Origin of the sequence: Agrobacterium sp. CGMCC 11546 (assembly GCF_013365515.1) — a bacterium.
Classification (GTDB): Bacteria; Pseudomonadota; Alphaproteobacteria; order Rhizobiales; family Rhizobiaceae; genus Agrobacterium; species Agrobacterium fabrum.
Genome location: NZ_CP047387.1, coordinates 1,266,801 through 1,281,540 on the forward strand (window position 1 = coordinate 1,266,801; position 14,740 = coordinate 1,281,540).

Annotated in this window: 13 protein-coding genes and 2 tRNA genes; 9 read left to right on the top strand and 6 right to left on the bottom strand. The window is 58.2% G+C overall.

Annotated features, from left to right (window positions below; all coding sequences use genetic code 11):
- Nucleotides 1–114 precede the first annotated feature (114 nt).
- The gene (locus GSF67_RS06365) at nucleotides 115–1,509 is read left to right on the top strand and encodes a cytochrome P450 (protein WP_006316315.1); all 1,395 of its coding nucleotides are present in this window, start codon (nucleotides 115–117) and stop codon (nucleotides 1,507–1,509) included.
- A 58-nt stretch (nucleotides 1,510–1,567) separates the two neighbouring features.
- Here the strand turns inward: GSF67_RS06365 and GSF67_RS06370 are convergent, their stop codons facing one another.
- The 3 genes from GSF67_RS06370 to GSF67_RS06380 form a co-directional block, all read right to left on the bottom strand.
- Entirely contained in the window at nucleotides 1,568–1,771 is a 204-nt protein-coding gene (locus GSF67_RS06370; RefSeq protein WP_003502851.1) for a DUF3126 family protein, read from the bottom strand.
- A 120-nt stretch (nucleotides 1,772–1,891) separates the two neighbouring features.
- Nucleotides 1,892–2,716, bottom strand: coding sequence for a serine O-acetyltransferase (cysE, locus tag GSF67_RS06375; protein WP_006316316.1), 825 nt, complete (start codon nucleotides 2,714–2,716; stop codon nucleotides 1,892–1,894).
- A gap of 200 nt (nucleotides 2,717–2,916) precedes the next feature.
- Complete coding sequence (locus GSF67_RS06380; RefSeq protein ID WP_035216782.1) at nucleotides 2,917–3,693, bottom strand: alpha/beta fold hydrolase; 777 nt, start codon at nucleotides 3,691–3,693, stop codon at nucleotides 2,917–2,919.
- Between the two features lie 170 nt (nucleotides 3,694–3,863).
- Between GSF67_RS06380 and GSF67_RS06385 the strand changes: the two genes are divergently transcribed.
- Together GSF67_RS06385 and GSF67_RS06390 are read left to right on the top strand one after the other, a co-directional pair.
- Nucleotides 3,864–4,109 carry a zinc-finger domain-containing protein gene (locus GSF67_RS06385; RefSeq protein WP_003495891.1) on the top strand — a complete coding sequence of 82 codons (246 nt, stop codon included), beginning with the start codon at nucleotides 3,864–3,866 and terminating at the stop codon, nucleotides 4,107–4,109.
- A gap of 29 nt (nucleotides 4,110–4,138) precedes the next feature.
- Nucleotides 4,139–5,320 (top strand): FAD-dependent monooxygenase, encoded by a 1,182-nt coding sequence (locus GSF67_RS06390; protein WP_006316320.1) that lies wholly within the window; start codon nucleotides 4,139–4,141, stop codon nucleotides 5,318–5,320.
- Nucleotides 5,321–5,329: 9 nt separating this feature from the next.
- Here the strand turns inward: GSF67_RS06390 and GSF67_RS06395 are convergent, their stop codons facing one another.
- On the bottom strand, nucleotides 5,330–6,517 hold the full coding sequence (locus GSF67_RS06395; protein WP_006316321.1) for a cystathionine beta-lyase: 1,188 nt from the start codon (nucleotides 6,515–6,517) through the stop codon (nucleotides 5,330–5,332).
- Nucleotides 6,518–6,894: 377 nt separating this feature from the next.
- Between GSF67_RS06395 and GSF67_RS06400 the strand changes: the two genes are divergently transcribed.
- From GSF67_RS06400 to GSF67_RS06425, 6 genes are all read left to right on the top strand, one after another.
- The gene (locus GSF67_RS06400) at nucleotides 6,895–7,917 is read left to right on the top strand and encodes an amino acid ABC transporter substrate-binding protein (RefSeq protein ID WP_035216729.1); all 1,023 of its coding nucleotides are present in this window, start codon (nucleotides 6,895–6,897) and stop codon (nucleotides 7,915–7,917) included.
- Between the two features lie 109 nt (nucleotides 7,918–8,026).
- A complete protein-coding gene (locus tag GSF67_RS06405; RefSeq protein WP_006316324.1) occupies nucleotides 8,027–9,223 on the top strand; it encodes an amino acid ABC transporter permease in 1,197 nt (398 codons plus the stop codon).
- Between the two features lie 2 nt (nucleotides 9,224–9,225).
- Nucleotides 9,226–10,383: an amino acid ABC transporter permease gene (locus GSF67_RS06410; protein WP_006316325.1), complete on the top strand. Its 1,158-nt coding sequence runs from the start codon at nucleotides 9,226–9,228 to the stop codon at nucleotides 10,381–10,383.
- A gap of 12 nt (nucleotides 10,384–10,395) precedes the next feature.
- The gene (locus tag GSF67_RS06415) at nucleotides 10,396–11,169 is read left to right on the top strand and encodes an amino acid ABC transporter ATP-binding protein (RefSeq protein ID WP_006316326.1); all 774 of its coding nucleotides are present in this window, start codon (nucleotides 10,396–10,398) and stop codon (nucleotides 11,167–11,169) included.
- Between the two features lie 604 nt (nucleotides 11,170–11,773).
- A tRNA-Glu gene (locus GSF67_RS06420) sits at nucleotides 11,774–11,848 on the top strand.
- 451 nt (nucleotides 11,849–12,299) lie between these two features.
- A tRNA-Glu gene (locus tag GSF67_RS06425) sits at nucleotides 12,300–12,374 on the top strand.
- A 128-nt stretch (nucleotides 12,375–12,502) separates the two neighbouring features.
- Here the strand turns inward: GSF67_RS06425 and recJ are convergent.
- Both recJ and GSF67_RS06435 read right to left on the bottom strand, forming a co-directional pair.
- On the bottom strand, nucleotides 12,503–14,311 hold the full coding sequence (recJ, locus tag GSF67_RS06430) for a single-stranded-DNA-specific exonuclease RecJ (RefSeq protein WP_006316328.1): 1,809 nt from the start codon (nucleotides 14,309–14,311) through the stop codon (nucleotides 12,503–12,505).
- Nucleotides 14,312–14,408: 97 nt separating this feature from the next.
- Nucleotides 14,409–14,633, bottom strand: a complete 225-nt coding sequence (locus tag GSF67_RS06435) for a hypothetical protein (protein ID WP_006316329.1) — start codon at nucleotides 14,631–14,633, stop codon at nucleotides 14,409–14,411.
- Between the last annotated feature and the right edge of the window lie 107 nt (nucleotides 14,634–14,740).

Consider the following 14,740-nt stretch of genomic DNA (forward strand, 5'->3'; position numbering starts at 1 on the left):
ATCGAAATCGCATCCCGCTATTGAAATTTAAGGTACTCACCTTAAATCAGTCAAAATAAGGTATGCACCTTAACAGCAAGTTGCCATTGTTCAACGGGCATAAAGGACCTGAAGATGACCGAAATCGGCTTTCGCACCCCGTCCACCGATACGACCGGGGCGCAACCCGTATCGAAACTCGCCACGGCACGTCTTGCCCTTTCCCTTATCCGCAACCCGTTGAAGGCATTGCCGCCGGAGATTTTCAGCGAACCGGCGGTCTTTAACCGCCTCGGCGGTGTCATGCGGGTTCATCTGGCCGATCCGGTGCTGATCCACGAGGCTTTGGTGAAGAATGCCGCTTTGCTCGGCAAGGGTGAGGATGTGCGCCGGGCACTCGGCCCCGCGCTTGGCCAGGGCCTTCTGACGGCCGATGGCGATCACTGGAAATGGCAAAGACAATCCGTCGCCGCCGCCTTCCGCCATGAAAAACTGCTGGAATTGCTACCCGTCATGATTGAGACGGCGCGGCGCACGCAAAAACGCTGGCGCTCGTCTTCCACCGCCGACATCGATATCGGCCATGAAATGATGCGGACCACCTTCGACATCATCGTCGAAACCATGATGTCCGGCGGATATGGCATCGATATTGCGCGTGTCGAACAGAGCATTACCGATTATCTGAAGCCCACAGGCTGGACCTTCGCACTAGCCATGCTGGGTGCGCCGGAATGGCTGCCGCATCCCGGCCGGCGAAAATCCCGCGCCGCTGTCGATTATCTGCGCGCCAGCCTTGCGACGGTGATCACCGGCCGGCGGAAAAACCCGACCGACCGACCCGATCTCGTCTCCATGCTGCTGGAAGCCAAAGACCCGGAAACCGGCCGCATGATGAGCGATGAGGAAATCATCGACAATCTGCTGACTTTCATTACCGCCGGCCATGAAACGACGGCGCTCGGCCTTGCCTGGACCTTCCACCTTCTGTCGCAGAACCCGGAAACGGAAAGAAAAGTTGTCGAGGAAATCGAGGCCGTTACCGGCGGTGAGCCGGTCGCGGCCGAACATATCGCCAATCTCGCCTACGTCAGACAGGTGTTTTCGGAGGCGATGCGGCTTTACCCGCCTGCCCCCGTCATCACGCGCACCGCGCTGCAGGACTTCCGGCTTGGCGAACACGATATCCCGGCCGGAACCGTTTTGTACATTCCGATTTATGCCGTTCACCGGCACTCGGCGCTGTGGGACGAGCCAGAACGCTTCGAACCGTCACGCTTCGAACCCGAAAAGGTGAAAGCGCGCCATCGCTACGCCTATATGCCGTTTGGCGCCGGGCCGCGCGTCTGCATCGGCAATGCTTTCGCGATGATGGAGGCCGTGGCGATCCTTGCCGTCATCCTTCAGAAGAACCACCTCGAAAACAGAACCATGGCGTCGGCGGAACCGCTGATGCGGGTGACATTGCGACCGCAGGAGCGGCTGATGATGAAAATCACCCAGCGACAAAACAAATCGCCCGCGGTGTAACCACCACGGGCGACTGTTTTATTGAATGCAAAACCCATCCGTCACCGGATGGTGATGATCAGAGATCGACGTCAAGGATCGCCATGGAGAAATTGTACGAGCGGTCGCCGTCTTCGTCATCGATGTAGACGACGCCGAGAAACTCTTCGCCCAGATACACTTCGGCGGAATCATCCTTGCGCGGACGCGCCTTGACGATCATCTTCTCGTTGAAGGTGCGCTTGAAATAGGCGTCGAGTTTTTTGATTTCGTCGGCTTTCACCACTATTCTCCTGTGCGGTTCGGGTTGGGCCGCTTTTGGCATGGGACAAAGGCGAAAGTAAAGTGAAAGCGGCACATCGCCCATGTCTTTCCCATGGACGAGTGCAATATTCACGGCCTCTCAGATATCGGCCCCAATGAGCTGGTCCATCAGACGCGAGGGTTCCGAACACCCTGCTTCTCCCACCACCCGCGCCGGCACGCCGGCAACCGTGGTCTTCGGCGGAACGGGTTTCAGCACCACCGATCCGGCGGCAATACGCGAGCAGCTGCCAATCTCGATATTGCCAAGAATCTTTGCGCCTGCCCCGATCATCACCCCATTGGCGATCTTCGGATGGCGGTCTGCCCCCTCCTTGCCGGTGCCGCCAAGCGTCACGCCATGCAGGATGGAAACGTTGTCACCGATAACCGCTGTCTCGCCGACCACCAGCCCGGTGGCATGGTCGAGGAAGATTCCCTTGCCGATGCGCGCGGCCGGATTGATATCCGTCTGGAAAATGCTCGACGAGCGGCTTTGCAGATAAAGCGCCAAATCCTTGCGGCCCTTCTGCAGCAGCCAGTGGGCAAGGCGATGCGTCTGGATAGCCTGGAACCCCTTGAAATAAAGCAGCGGCTCCATGAAGCGCGTGCAGGCGGGGTCGCGGTCGTAAACGGCCTGGATATCGACGCGCAGCACACTTCCCCATTCCGGCCAGTCCTCCAGCATGTCCTGGAAGGTCTGACGCAGAAGAACGGCCTGCATGTCGGGATGATCAAGGAGCTCGCAGATACGGTAGATCACACATTCTTCGAGAGAGCGGTGATTGAGGATCGTCGAATAGAGAAAGGCTGACAGCAGCGGGTCCTGCGCCGCAGCGCTTCGGGCCTCATTCAGCAGGCTGCCCCAGATCGGATCAACGATCGCCAGCTGTTCAGGCTGACGGGCCTCAGTACGTGCGACCATGAATGGTCTCCTCGTTTGCATTGGTCGTTCTTTATACAAAAAAAGACGCGCATTAGAAATGGGATTCGAATGACGACTTTAAAGACGGCAATGCTTCAGTTTTTCTTCATGCAGCATAAAAAACCGTTTCTTGCCATCCTCCGCGTTGCCGCATTTGTGGACGGAAAACCGGGCTCCGGTTTTGCTGGACATGCCCCACATCAAAGCGAGCGGTAAAACTCCAGCACCGCCGCCTTGAACACCCGGTCGCCAACGGCCAGCATATGGTCGCGGCCGGGGATGTCGATCGCCCGCGCATGCGGCATGATCGCGGCCAGCTCCGCACCCGATCCGGCGATGTCGTCCTTCGTTCCAACCGCGATCAGCGTCGGGGCATCGATCTTTTGTGCCTGTTCGCGCGTGACGAGAACCCGCGATGTCTCGATGCAGGCGGCAAGCGCCAGCCGGTCACTTTTGGTCTGGTCGGCAAAGGCGCGGAACATGCGGCCGCGCTCATGGGTGACCACATCGAGCGAAGGGGCAAGCAGCGCCTCCGCGATCGGATCCCAGTCGCCCACACCTTCCACCATGCCGATGCCGAGCCCGCCGAACACCAGCGAACGCACGCGTTCCGGATGAGCCATGGCCAGAAAGGCGGAAATCCGTGCGCCCATGGAATAGCCCATCACATGCGTTTCCGCGATGCCGAGATGATTGAGCAGCGCCACCGCATCCCCTGCCATGACCGACGGGTAATAGGCCTCGGAATCATGTGGCTTGTCGCTTGCACCATGGCCGCGATTGTCGATGGCAATCACCCGGTAGCCCGCCTCTCCCAGCGTCTTCACCCAGCCGGGATGCACCCAGTTGACATTGGCGCTAGAGGCAAAACCGTGAATCAGTAAAACCGGATCACCCGTCGGATCGCCCTCGTCGAAATAGGCAAGGCGAAGGCCGTCATGGGAAAAATCGGAAAATTGCGGCAGGTTGAGATTCATCAAGGACATCCTTTTTGCCGGACCATATGGCAGGAAAGCGCAAGATTGAACATGTTTTGCTGACGATTTTTATGGAGATGCAATGCGTTTGAGGCTACATATCCGCAACGACGAGCCGATGCGAGAAGACGGATTGCGGCTCGATAACGATATTGCATTTGGAGACGAACATGGCCGGGCATTCCATTCCCCACTTCCAGAACGATGGCGGACACAGCGTGATCGAGATCGGCGTCAAGGAATTCATGTGCACCGGCGCTTCCGTGCCCTTCGATCATCCACATATCTTCATCGATATGGGCGACGACAATGAGAAGGTCTGTTCCTACTGCTCCACCCTTTACCGTTACAACCCTTCGCTGAAGGCCGAGCAGACCAATCCTCCGGGCTGTGTTTTCCATGTGAAGGCCGCCTGACCTTCCACTCTTCCTGATCGGGGCGCATCATGCCCATAAAATCCGTAGCCATTATCGGTGCCGGCATTGCCGGTCTCACCGCTGCCCTTGCTTTTGCCCGGCACGGTATAGACTGCGACATCATCGAACAGGCCAGCGAGCTGGCGGAAGTCGGCGCCGGCCTGCAGCTTTCCCCCAATGCCGCCCGCATTCTGGCCACGCTAGGCGTCCTGCCTGACATCGAGGCGCGCTGGACCGAACCGGTCAGCGTCGACCTCGCCTCGGGAAAATCGCTGGCCACGCTGCTCTCCCTGCCAATGGGCGCGGTCGCCCGCAGCCGCTGGGGCGCACCCTATGGGGTGCTACACCGCTCGACGCTGCAAAGCGCGCTTCTCCAGGCGGTGACACGCAATCCCCTCTGCCGGCTGCATCTCGGCAAACGTATCGAAAACGCCACCGCCGATGTCATTGCCGCAACGACGTTTCGTGATCACGATCTGATCGTCGGCGCCGATGGCGTCTGGTCGGCGGCCCGTTTCTCCGTGCCGGCGGCACCCACCGCCACCTTCTCGGGCAATGTCGCCTGGCGCTTCACCGTCGCCGCAGAAGAGGTGCCGTCCGCCTTCAACAAAACCGCCGTCACGGCCTATCTCGGCTCCCGTGGCCATATCGTTGCCTATCCGCTGAGGGAAGTCGGTGGCTTCAACATCGTCGCCATCGCGCTCGGTGCCGATCCCGGTGCGACGTGGCGGGCGGAATCGAGCGGGCGGCAGAAAGCCCTTTTGCTGGAGCAATTTCGCGACTTCAGCCCTGACATCGTCCGATTGCTCGATTCATCTGAAAAACCGACCTTCTGGCCGCTCTACCAGGCCGGCCCCGGCCGCTGGCACAATGGCCGCGACACGGTGCTGATCGGCGATGCCGCACACGCCATGATGCCCTTCGCCGCCCAGGGTGCGGCCATGGCAATAGAGGATGCGTTCGAACTTGCGGGAACGATGGCAGGTAGTAACGGCGAAAAGCCCCTGCCCATGCCGCAGGCCCTCGCCGCCTTCGAGGCGCTGCGCCTGCCGCGCATAGAAAAGGCCCGCAAGCGGGCCTCTCTCAATCGTTTTGCCTATCATGCCAGAGGCCCGGTGTGCATCGCACGGGACCTGGTGTTTTCCACCCGTCCCTCAGAAGCGTTCCTGAAGGACTTCGACTGGCTCTACGGCTATCACGCCAGGGGCTGAGAGTTGGGCTCAGACCACGGCCGCGGCTGAAAAACCGGCCTCGAGGTCTTTCTTGAGATCGGCGACATCCTCGAGCCCGATCTGCAGACGGATGACCGGTCCTTCCGACGGGCCCTTCGCAATCGTCCTGTCGACGAGCGATACCGATACGGCAAGCGATTCGTACCCGCCCCAGGAATAGCCGAGCCCGAAGAACGTCAGCGCATCAAGGAAGGCAGATGCCGTCTGTTTGTATTTGCCCTCTTCCGCCTTCAATACGAAGGAGAAGACACCGCTCGCGCCCTTGAAATCACGCTTCCAGAGTTCATGTCCGGCAAAGCTCGGCAAGGCCGGATGCAGCACGCGCACAACGTCGTCGCGACCCTCCAGCCATTGAGCGATATCCAGCGCGCTTTTCTGATGGTGTTCCAGCCTGATCCCCATGGTGCGCATGCCGCGCAGGATCTGATAGGCATCGTCAGGGGTGACGCAGATGCCGAGATTGGTATTGGCCTGATAAAGCGCTTTCCAGTACTTTTCATTGGCCGAAACGAAGCCCATCAGCACGTCGGAATGGCCCGAGGGATATTTGGTGGCGGCGTGAATGGAGACATCGACGCCGAAATCGAGCGGCTTGAAATAAAGCGGCGTCGCCCAGGTATTGTCCATGGTCACCACGCAATCATGCCGGTGAGCGATGTCAGTGATCAGCCGGACATCCTGAATCTCGAAGGTGTTGGAACCCGGCGCTTCCAGATGCACAAGCTTCGTATTCGGTCGGATAAGCGCCTCGATGCCAGCCCCGATCGCGGGATCGTAATACTCCACCTCCACGCCCAGCTTCTTCAGCATGGTGTTGCAGAAACGGCGGGTGGGGAAATAGACGGAATCAACGATCAGCGCATGATCGCCAGCACCGAGATAGGCAAGGAACGGCACGGTGATCGCCGCAAGGCCCGACGGTACGAGAATGGTTCCGAAAGAACCTTCCAGCTCGTTGACCAGATTGCACAACGCGTCCGTCGTCGGCGTACCATGGGTGCCATAGGTGTATTTCTGGTTTTCGGTCGAAAGCGTCTCCGCGTCGGGAAAAAGCACGGTCGAGCCACGCACGATGGGAGGATTGACGAACCCGAAACAGTCCGCGGGATCGTTGCCGCCATGGGTCAGGCGCGTATTCACACCTGCGGCGGAAAGCAGGTCATTAGTCTTGGTCATTTCAGATCAGCTTTCGAAGGAACAGTGACGCGTGCGACAATGCTAAGAGCACGCCGCAAGGTCAAGTCCCGCAACTAGCTTCAAGGGCGGGCCAATTGATCCACCATGAAACAGCATACAAGAAGTATACAAAATTCGTGCAAGTGCAATTTCTCGCAAAAATATGCTTATATTTTCACCCTTTGCACACTTCCCGACCAAAATTTGTAAAATTCCGTTTTATAGGCACAATTATTGTCCCCACGTCTTGACCCCGCTGCCAATTGCGATTGTGATAGAAAAAGCGGATCGAAAAGGTCTTGCTGAAGGGGGAGCTGGGGTAAAACAAAACATGCCGGTCCTCTTCCATCGACGATAACAAACAAAGGTTGGGAAAAATGAAAAAGGCAATTCTGTCGGCCGCTATCGGCGCAGCAGTTTTGGGAGGAGCCTCGGTCGCTTCGGCTGCGACGCTTCAGGATGTGAAGGGCAAAGGTTTCGTCACCTGTGGCGTCAGCGCCGGCATTCCGGGATTCTCCAATCCCGATGACAAGGGCGAATGGTCCGGCATCGATGTGGACTATTGCCGTGGTATTGCCACAGCGGTTTTCGGTGACCCTTCCAAGGCGAAGTTTGTCGCTCTTTCGAGCAAGGACCGATTCCCGGCTCTCCAGTCCGGTGAAGTCGACGTTCTGACCCGTAACACCACCTGGACCATCAGCCGCGACACGTCGCTCGGCTTCAACTTCCGTACCGTCAACTATTATGACGGCCAGGGCTTCATCGCCAAGAAGGGCCTCAACGTGAAGTCCGCCCTTGAGCTTTCCGGCGCCGCCGTCTGCGTTCAGACCGGCACCACCACCGAACTCAATCTCGCCGACTATTTCAAGACCAACAATCTGCAGTACAATCCGGTGGTTTTCGAAAAGGAATCCGACGCGACGTCTGCTTATGATTCTGGTCGTTGCGACGTCTACACCACCGACCAGTCGGGTCTCTATGCAATCCGCCTGAAGCTGAAGAACCCTGATGACAACATCGTTCTGCCTGAGGTCATCTCCAAGGAGCCGCTTGGCCCAGCCGTCCGCCAGGGTGACGACCAGTGGTTCGACATCGTGACCTGGGTTCACTATGCCATGGTCAACGCCGAAGAACTTGGCATCACCTCCAAGAACGTCGACGAACAGAAGACCAGCGCCAACCCGGACGTGAAGCGTCTGCTCGGCACGGAAGAAGGCACCAAGATCGGTACCGATCTCGGCGTTGGCAATGACTGGGCCTACAACATCGTCAAGCTGGTGGGCAATTACGGCGAAGTCTTCGACCGCAACGTCGGCGCAGGCTCTCCGCTGAAGATCGAGCGCGGCCAGAACGCGCTGTGGACCAAGGGCGGCCTGCAATACGCACCGCCGGTCCGTTGATCGGCCCCATCATCGGCTAGATCACGACGGGAGGCTGGGCAACGCCCGGCCTCCATTTTAGAATTATATAAATAAGCTCGCAAAGAGCATATAAAAGGGAAAGGTGCCTATGGCAGGCAACGCGGTCAGTTCGCAACGATCGCGCGCGCAAAGCGCGTCGTCACTTATCTACGATCCACGCATTCGCGGCATTTTCTATCAGGTTCTGACAGTTGTCATCCTGACCGCCTTCGTCTGGGTCATCGTGACGAATACGATCACCAATCTTCAACGGTCAAACATTTCGTCCGGCTTTGGCTTCCTCGATGGAAGAGCCGGTTTCGATATCGGCCAGTCGTTGATCGCTTATACGAGCGACTCGACCTATGGCCGGGCTTTGATCGTTGGCATTCTCAACACGATCCAGGTCGCATTTTTCGGCATCATCGCCGCCTCGATCATCGGTTTTATCGTCGGTATCGCGCGGTTGTCCAATAACTGGCTGATCTCGAAGCTCGCGCAGGCCTATGTGGAAATCTTCCGCAACATCCCGCCGCTGCTCGTCATCTTCTTCTGGTACAAGGGCGTCATCTCGGTTCTGCCGCAGGCGCGCGATTCGCTGGAGCTGCCGCTTGGAAGCTATCTCAACAATCGCGGCTTCTTTTTCCCCAAACCCCTCTGGGGAGAAGGCACCTGGCTGATACCGCTCGCCTTTCTGGTCGCAATCGTCATCAGCTTTTTCGTTTATCGCTGGGCAAAGGCGCGACAGGAACAAACTGGCCAGCAATTCCGCACCGGCATCACGGCCGCACTTCTCATCATCGGCCTTCCGGCCGCGACATTTCTGGCACTCGGTTCACCGCTGACATTCGATTACCCGATTGCCGGACGGTTCAACCTTTCTGGCGGCTCAGTCGTGGCACCGGAATTCATGTCGCTGTTCCTGGCCCTGTCCTTCTACACCGCTTCCTTCATCGCCGAGATCGTTCGCGGCGGCATCAAGGCCGTGGCGAAGGGGCAGACGGAGGCTGCGGACGCGCTAGGACTTCGCTCGAGCACCACGACGCGCCTGATCGTCGTGCCGCAGGCAATGCGCATCATCATCCCGCCACTGACAAGCCAGTTTCTCAACCTGACGAAGAACTCCTCGCTTGCGGTCGCTGTCGGTTTCGCCGACATCGTCTCCGTCGGCGGCACGATCCTGAACCAGACGGGACAGGCGGTTGAAGTCGTCGCGATCTGGCTGGTCATTTATCTCTCGCTGTCCCTGCTCACGGCCCTGGTCATGAACTGGTTCAACGCGAAAATGGCCCTGGTGGAGAGATAACGATGACAATAAGCAATCACGCTTTCGTGCGACAGACCATAGAGGACGCCAGACCCGCGCCCTCGAGTGCGGTCGGCTTCGGCCATTGGCTGCGCACCAAACTCTTCGCCACACCCAAGGACACTGTCCTGACGGTGATCGCCCTTGCCCTGCTCGCCTACCTGGTTCCGCCCATCATCAAGTGGCTCTTCATCGATGCGGTGTGGACCGGCAGCGATCGTTTCGCCTGCCTGACCGTTTCGCAGGGTGGCGCACTGCCGGATGGCCAGTCCGGCGCATGCTGGGCTTTCGTGTCCGCCAAGCTCGGGCAGTTCGTCTTTGGCCGCTACCCGATCGATGAGCGCTGGCGTCCCATCCTTGTGATGGTGACATTTGCCATCCTGCTCGTGCCCATGCTTATCCCCAAAGCGCCGTTCAAGCGCCTCAACGCGCTGGCGCTTTTCATCATCCTGCCCTTTATTGCGTTTTTCCTGCTCATCGGCGGCGTCTTCGGCCTGCCTAAGGTGGAAACGCAGCTCTGGGGCGGCCTCATGGTGACGCTCATCCTGTCCTTCTTCGGGATCACGGTGTCGTTGCCCTTCGGCATTCTTCTGGCGCTCGGGCGGCGGTCGAACCTGCCTGTCATCAAGATGCTCTGCGTGCTCTTCATCGAAGTCATCAGAGGCATCCCGCTGATCACCGTCCTGTTCTTCGCCAGCATCATGCTACCACTGTTCCTGCCCGACGGCTGGACCTTCGACAAGTTCCTGCGCGCGCTTGTCGGTGTGTCGCTGTTCTCGTCCGCCTATATGGCGGAGGTGATCCGCGGCGGTCTGCAGGCCATTCCGAAGGGGCAATATGAAGGTGCTGACTCACTCGGCCTGAACTACTGGCAGAAGACGAGGCTGATCGTGCTGCCGCAGGCGCTGAAGCTTGTCATTCCGGGCATCGTCAACACCTTCATCGGGCTGTTCAAGGACACGTCGCTGGTCTCGATCATCGGCATGTTCGACCTGCTCGGTATTGTCACACTCAACCAAGCGGATGCGAACTGGGCGACGCCCGTCACCGCCATGACTGGCTATATTTTCGCAGGCTTCGTATTCTGGATATTCTGCTTCGGCATGTCGCGTTATTCGCTGTTCATGGAACGGCACCTCGACACCGGGCATAAACGATAAGGGACGCTCAAAATGGCAGAAAACCAAGCAAAAAAACTGGCCGTCTCGACAACGGACGTCGCAATCGAAATCACCGGCATGAACAAGTGGTATGGCGATTTCCACGTATTGCGCGACATCAACCTGAAGGTCATGAAGGGCGAGCGCATCGTCATCGCCGGTCCTTCCGGGTCGGGTAAGTCGACCATGATCCGCTGCATCAACCGGCTGGAAGAACACCAGTCGGGTTCGATCCAGGTCGATGGCATCGAGCTTACCAACGACCTCAAGAAGATCGACGAAGTGCGTCGTGAAGTCGGTATGGTGTTCCAGCACTTCAACCTCTTCCCGCATCTGACGATCCTCGAAAACTGCACGCTGGCGCCAATCTGGGTTCGCAAGATGCCCAAGAAGGAAGCCGAAGAAGTGGCGATGCACTATCTGAAGCGCGTCAAGATCCCCGAGCAGGCGCACAAGTACCCCGGCCAGCTCTCCGGCGGTCAGCAGCAGCGTGTGGCGATCGCCCGTTCGCTCTGCATGAAGCCGAAGATCATGCTGTTCGACGAACCAACCTCGGCGCTCGATCCGGAAATGGTCAAGGAAGTGCTCGACACCATGGTCAGCCTTGCCGAAGACGGCATGACCATGCTGTGCGTGACCCACGAAATGGGCTTTGCCCGCCAGGTCGCAAACCGCGTCATCTTCATGGATCAGGGCCAGATCGTCGAACAGAATTCGCCCGCCGAATTCTTCGACAATCCCCAGCACGAGCGCACACGGCTGTTCCTCAGCCAGATTCTGCATTGATCGTAGACAGGCGTCTGGGGCGGACGTTTTTCAATTGCGAACTCAGAAACGGGACCTCACGGTCCCGTTTCTTTTTTGAGACTGAAACAGAGAGCCGAAAGTAGAAACGGAGATATTGATTATTTTATTCCTGACCGAAGCAGCAATGCTTGAATTTCTAATTGGTCAACCTGATATATTCGTGGCGAAAAATTGATCGCTGCTTTGGACATATTGCGATGGATAGTTTGCTTGTATTTCTGGGGGATGTATTGAGTGGCATGGTATCCGGCAGTCCCCCAAAATCAAATTTCGTGCGGTGGATAGCATACGCGATCAATGCACTCATAATAATACTCTCGGGCCTGCTGATATATGGAAAATACCTGACTTGATTTTCGCGAGCTGCCCTCGTGAGAAACGACATGTTTCACAAGGCGGTCGAAGCCGCGCCATATTGCAAAAGAAAAAACGCAGCCCAACCATTTAACCATTTGTTACGCAACAAGAATCCTTGTTTTCCAAGGCTTCCGGCCACCCATGTCATTTTTTTGTCAAATCATGCATTTTTCCGCTTGCAGACCTTCGGGAGCCTGACTATAAGGGCGCCACACCACAAGCGCACGCGCCCTTCGTCTATCGGTTAGGACGTCAGATTTTCATTCTGAAAAGAGGGGTTCGACTCCCCTAGGGCGTGCCACTTGCCTTCGTGTCCTCCATCTTAAAAGATTTGAACCCAACCTTCTACGTCGCGAATTTGTCGCGCGTCAACATTGCTGCGGAACCGATTCCCGGGCGACACGTTAGATTGTAGTCCCCCCGATGGAAGGCAAGCCGGACGAAATGCCATCGGTCAAATCAACCGGCTTGCCTTTCCCCTCACCTCGATCACAGCGCCTGTTCGTCTCGGACTGCAGCTTGATGCCAGCTAAGGGTTGGGAAGCCGCCTCCCCGGTGTCGTACGAGACGCAAGCGCATTGCCGGTTCACGGCGATAGGGGCGATATTTCAAGGTCTTGACCAGGTCCGCCGCAGTTTTCCACAGCCCTTTCAGCGTCTATAAAAAAACTCGTCTCGAAGCGGAAAAAATCAATTTTTCCGCTTGCAGACCTTCGGGAGCCTGACTATAAGGGCGCCACACCACAAGCGCACGCGCCCTTCGTCTATCGGTTAGGACGTCAGATTTTCATTCTGAAAAGAGGGGTTCGACTCCCCTAGGGCGTGCCACTTGCTTCTCCCAGAAAATCAATAGCCTGCATCGAGATGTTAACGCATCGCGTAAAGACGCCCGCGCAGATTTGAGGTGCCCGTTCAGGGCAATGTTTCCATAAAGTTCAGGTCTTTTCGTAAGTCCGTCAGGGCGCGAAAGCCGCGTCCAGCACGCGCAGTTGAACGCGCCTCTGGCCCTGCCAGAGATCGGCACCCACTGTGCCTGCAACGTGGATATTCCTGCCACGCGCATTCAGCAGCATCTGCCCCAGAGGGGCTTCGGCAGCGCGGAAGGCGATACCGTCCAGCCGCGAGCCATCCATGGCCTCCAGCGTGATCTTGACGTGTGCCGTGCCCACAAGCCGCACATCGCGCAGGCGATGCGCCGGCACGGCAAAGATCGGCTGCGAATGGCCCGAACCATAGGGACCGGCCTGCTCCAGCTGATCGACAAGCTGCAATGTCGCGCCCGAAGCGCCGATGGCGCCATCGATCTTCAGCACGCTGCTTTCCACCAGTTCGTTCACCGTCTTTGCGGCCGCTTCTTCAAAGAAAGTCCTGAGCTTGCCGAGATTGGCACGCTCCACCGTCAGGCCCGCCGCCATGGCGTGCCCGCCGCCCTTGACCAGCAATCCCGTCTCCACGGCGGCGCGCACCATGCGGCCCATATCAAAGCCGTTGATCGAGCGGCCTGAGCCGGTACCCTTGCCGGAAGGATCAAAGGCAATGGCGAAAGCCGGACGACGGAAACGATCCTTCAGGCGTGAAGCAAGCAGCCCCACGATGCCCGGATGCCAGTTTTCGCGCGCTGTGACGATGACGCCCGCACCCGAGCCGTCGCCATATTCATAAAGCGCCTCGGCTTCGGCCTCCGCCAGCATCGCCGCTTCCATGGCCTGCCGCTCGCGGTTCAGCTCATCCAGCCGCTCGGCAATCAAGTCGGCCTGCGAGGAATCATCGATGGTCAACAAACGACTGCCAAGCGCGGCATCGCCAATGCGGCCGCCGGCATTGATGCGCGGCCCGATCAGGAAGCCAAAATGATAGGGGGTGACAGGTCCGCCGAGCCCCGCCTTCTTGAACAGCGCCGCAAGTCCCGCATTGTTCATATGCCGCGCGGCAATCAGGCCCTTGACCACATAAGCGCGGTTCAGCCCTTTCAGCGGCACCACATCGCAGACCGTCGCAAGCGCGACGATATCAAGTAGCGACAGCAGATCGAGCGTGAAGGCCTGCCGGTTGCGTCTGTCCTTCAACAGCCGCAACGTGGCCACCAGCACAAGAAATACCACGCCGGCGGCACAGAGATGCCCCTGCCCCGAAAGATCGTCCTCCCGGTTAGGGTTGACCAGCGCCACCGCCGGCGGCAGTTCCGTGCCGACCTGATGGTGATCGATCACCACCACATCCGTTCCGGCGTCCTTCGCGGCCTGAAGCGACTCATGGCTGGTGGAGCCGCAGTCCACGGTCACGATCAGCGTCGCCCCATTGGCGGCAAGCTGCTGCATCGCCGCCGGGTTCGGCCCGTAGCCCTCGAAAATGCGATCGGGAATATAGATCTCCGGCGTCAGCCCGAAATGCGCGAGAAAGCGATACGTCAGCGCCGAAGAGGCAGCGCCGTCGACATCGTAATCACCGAAGATCGCCACCTTCTCGCCAGTCTCGATGGCGCGCACCAGCCGCTCGGCGGCCTTTTCGCAATCGGTCAGCATATGCGGATCAGGCATCAGCGACCGTATGGTGGGATCAAGGAATGCCAATGCGTCATCGACACCGACGCCGCGCCCCGCCAGCACCCGCGCAATCAATTCAGGAATGGCGTGTATCTGGGACATGGCCAGCGCGCAGTTCTGCCCGGCCTGATCCAACCGCGACACCCAGCGCTGTTCTGTCGCCGACCGCTCCACGCTTAGAAATGCGCGGGCCACGGTATCGGCCGGCTCCAACATTGCCATCCTGTCCCTTCATCCTGTCGTGCGCGTTCCGCGCCTTGGTTAGAACGGGCTAAATGGCAAAGGCGCGTTTTTCAAGCAAAAACGCGCCTTGATGGAGTCACACCGAAAAAATCGAGAAAAACGGGCTGACAATCGACACAGCGCCGACCAGCAGCAGCAGTGAGAAGACGGCGAGCGAACACCAGTTGCGCTCATGCTCGGAAATGTCGAATTCCATGCTGCGAATATTGTCGTTGGCAGTGTGCGGCCGCGCCCGGTGATGGCTAGCCAGCATGCTTGCGCGCTTATTGTCCTTGAACAGGATGATCGATGTCACGGCCACGCCTCCCTCGCTTGGTGAACATGATTAACCATAGGGCCGAATCGTGTCGTATTCCAGCTGTTCTGAAGCCATTTCCTCAAATTTTATGACAGCTGAAACACCATCCT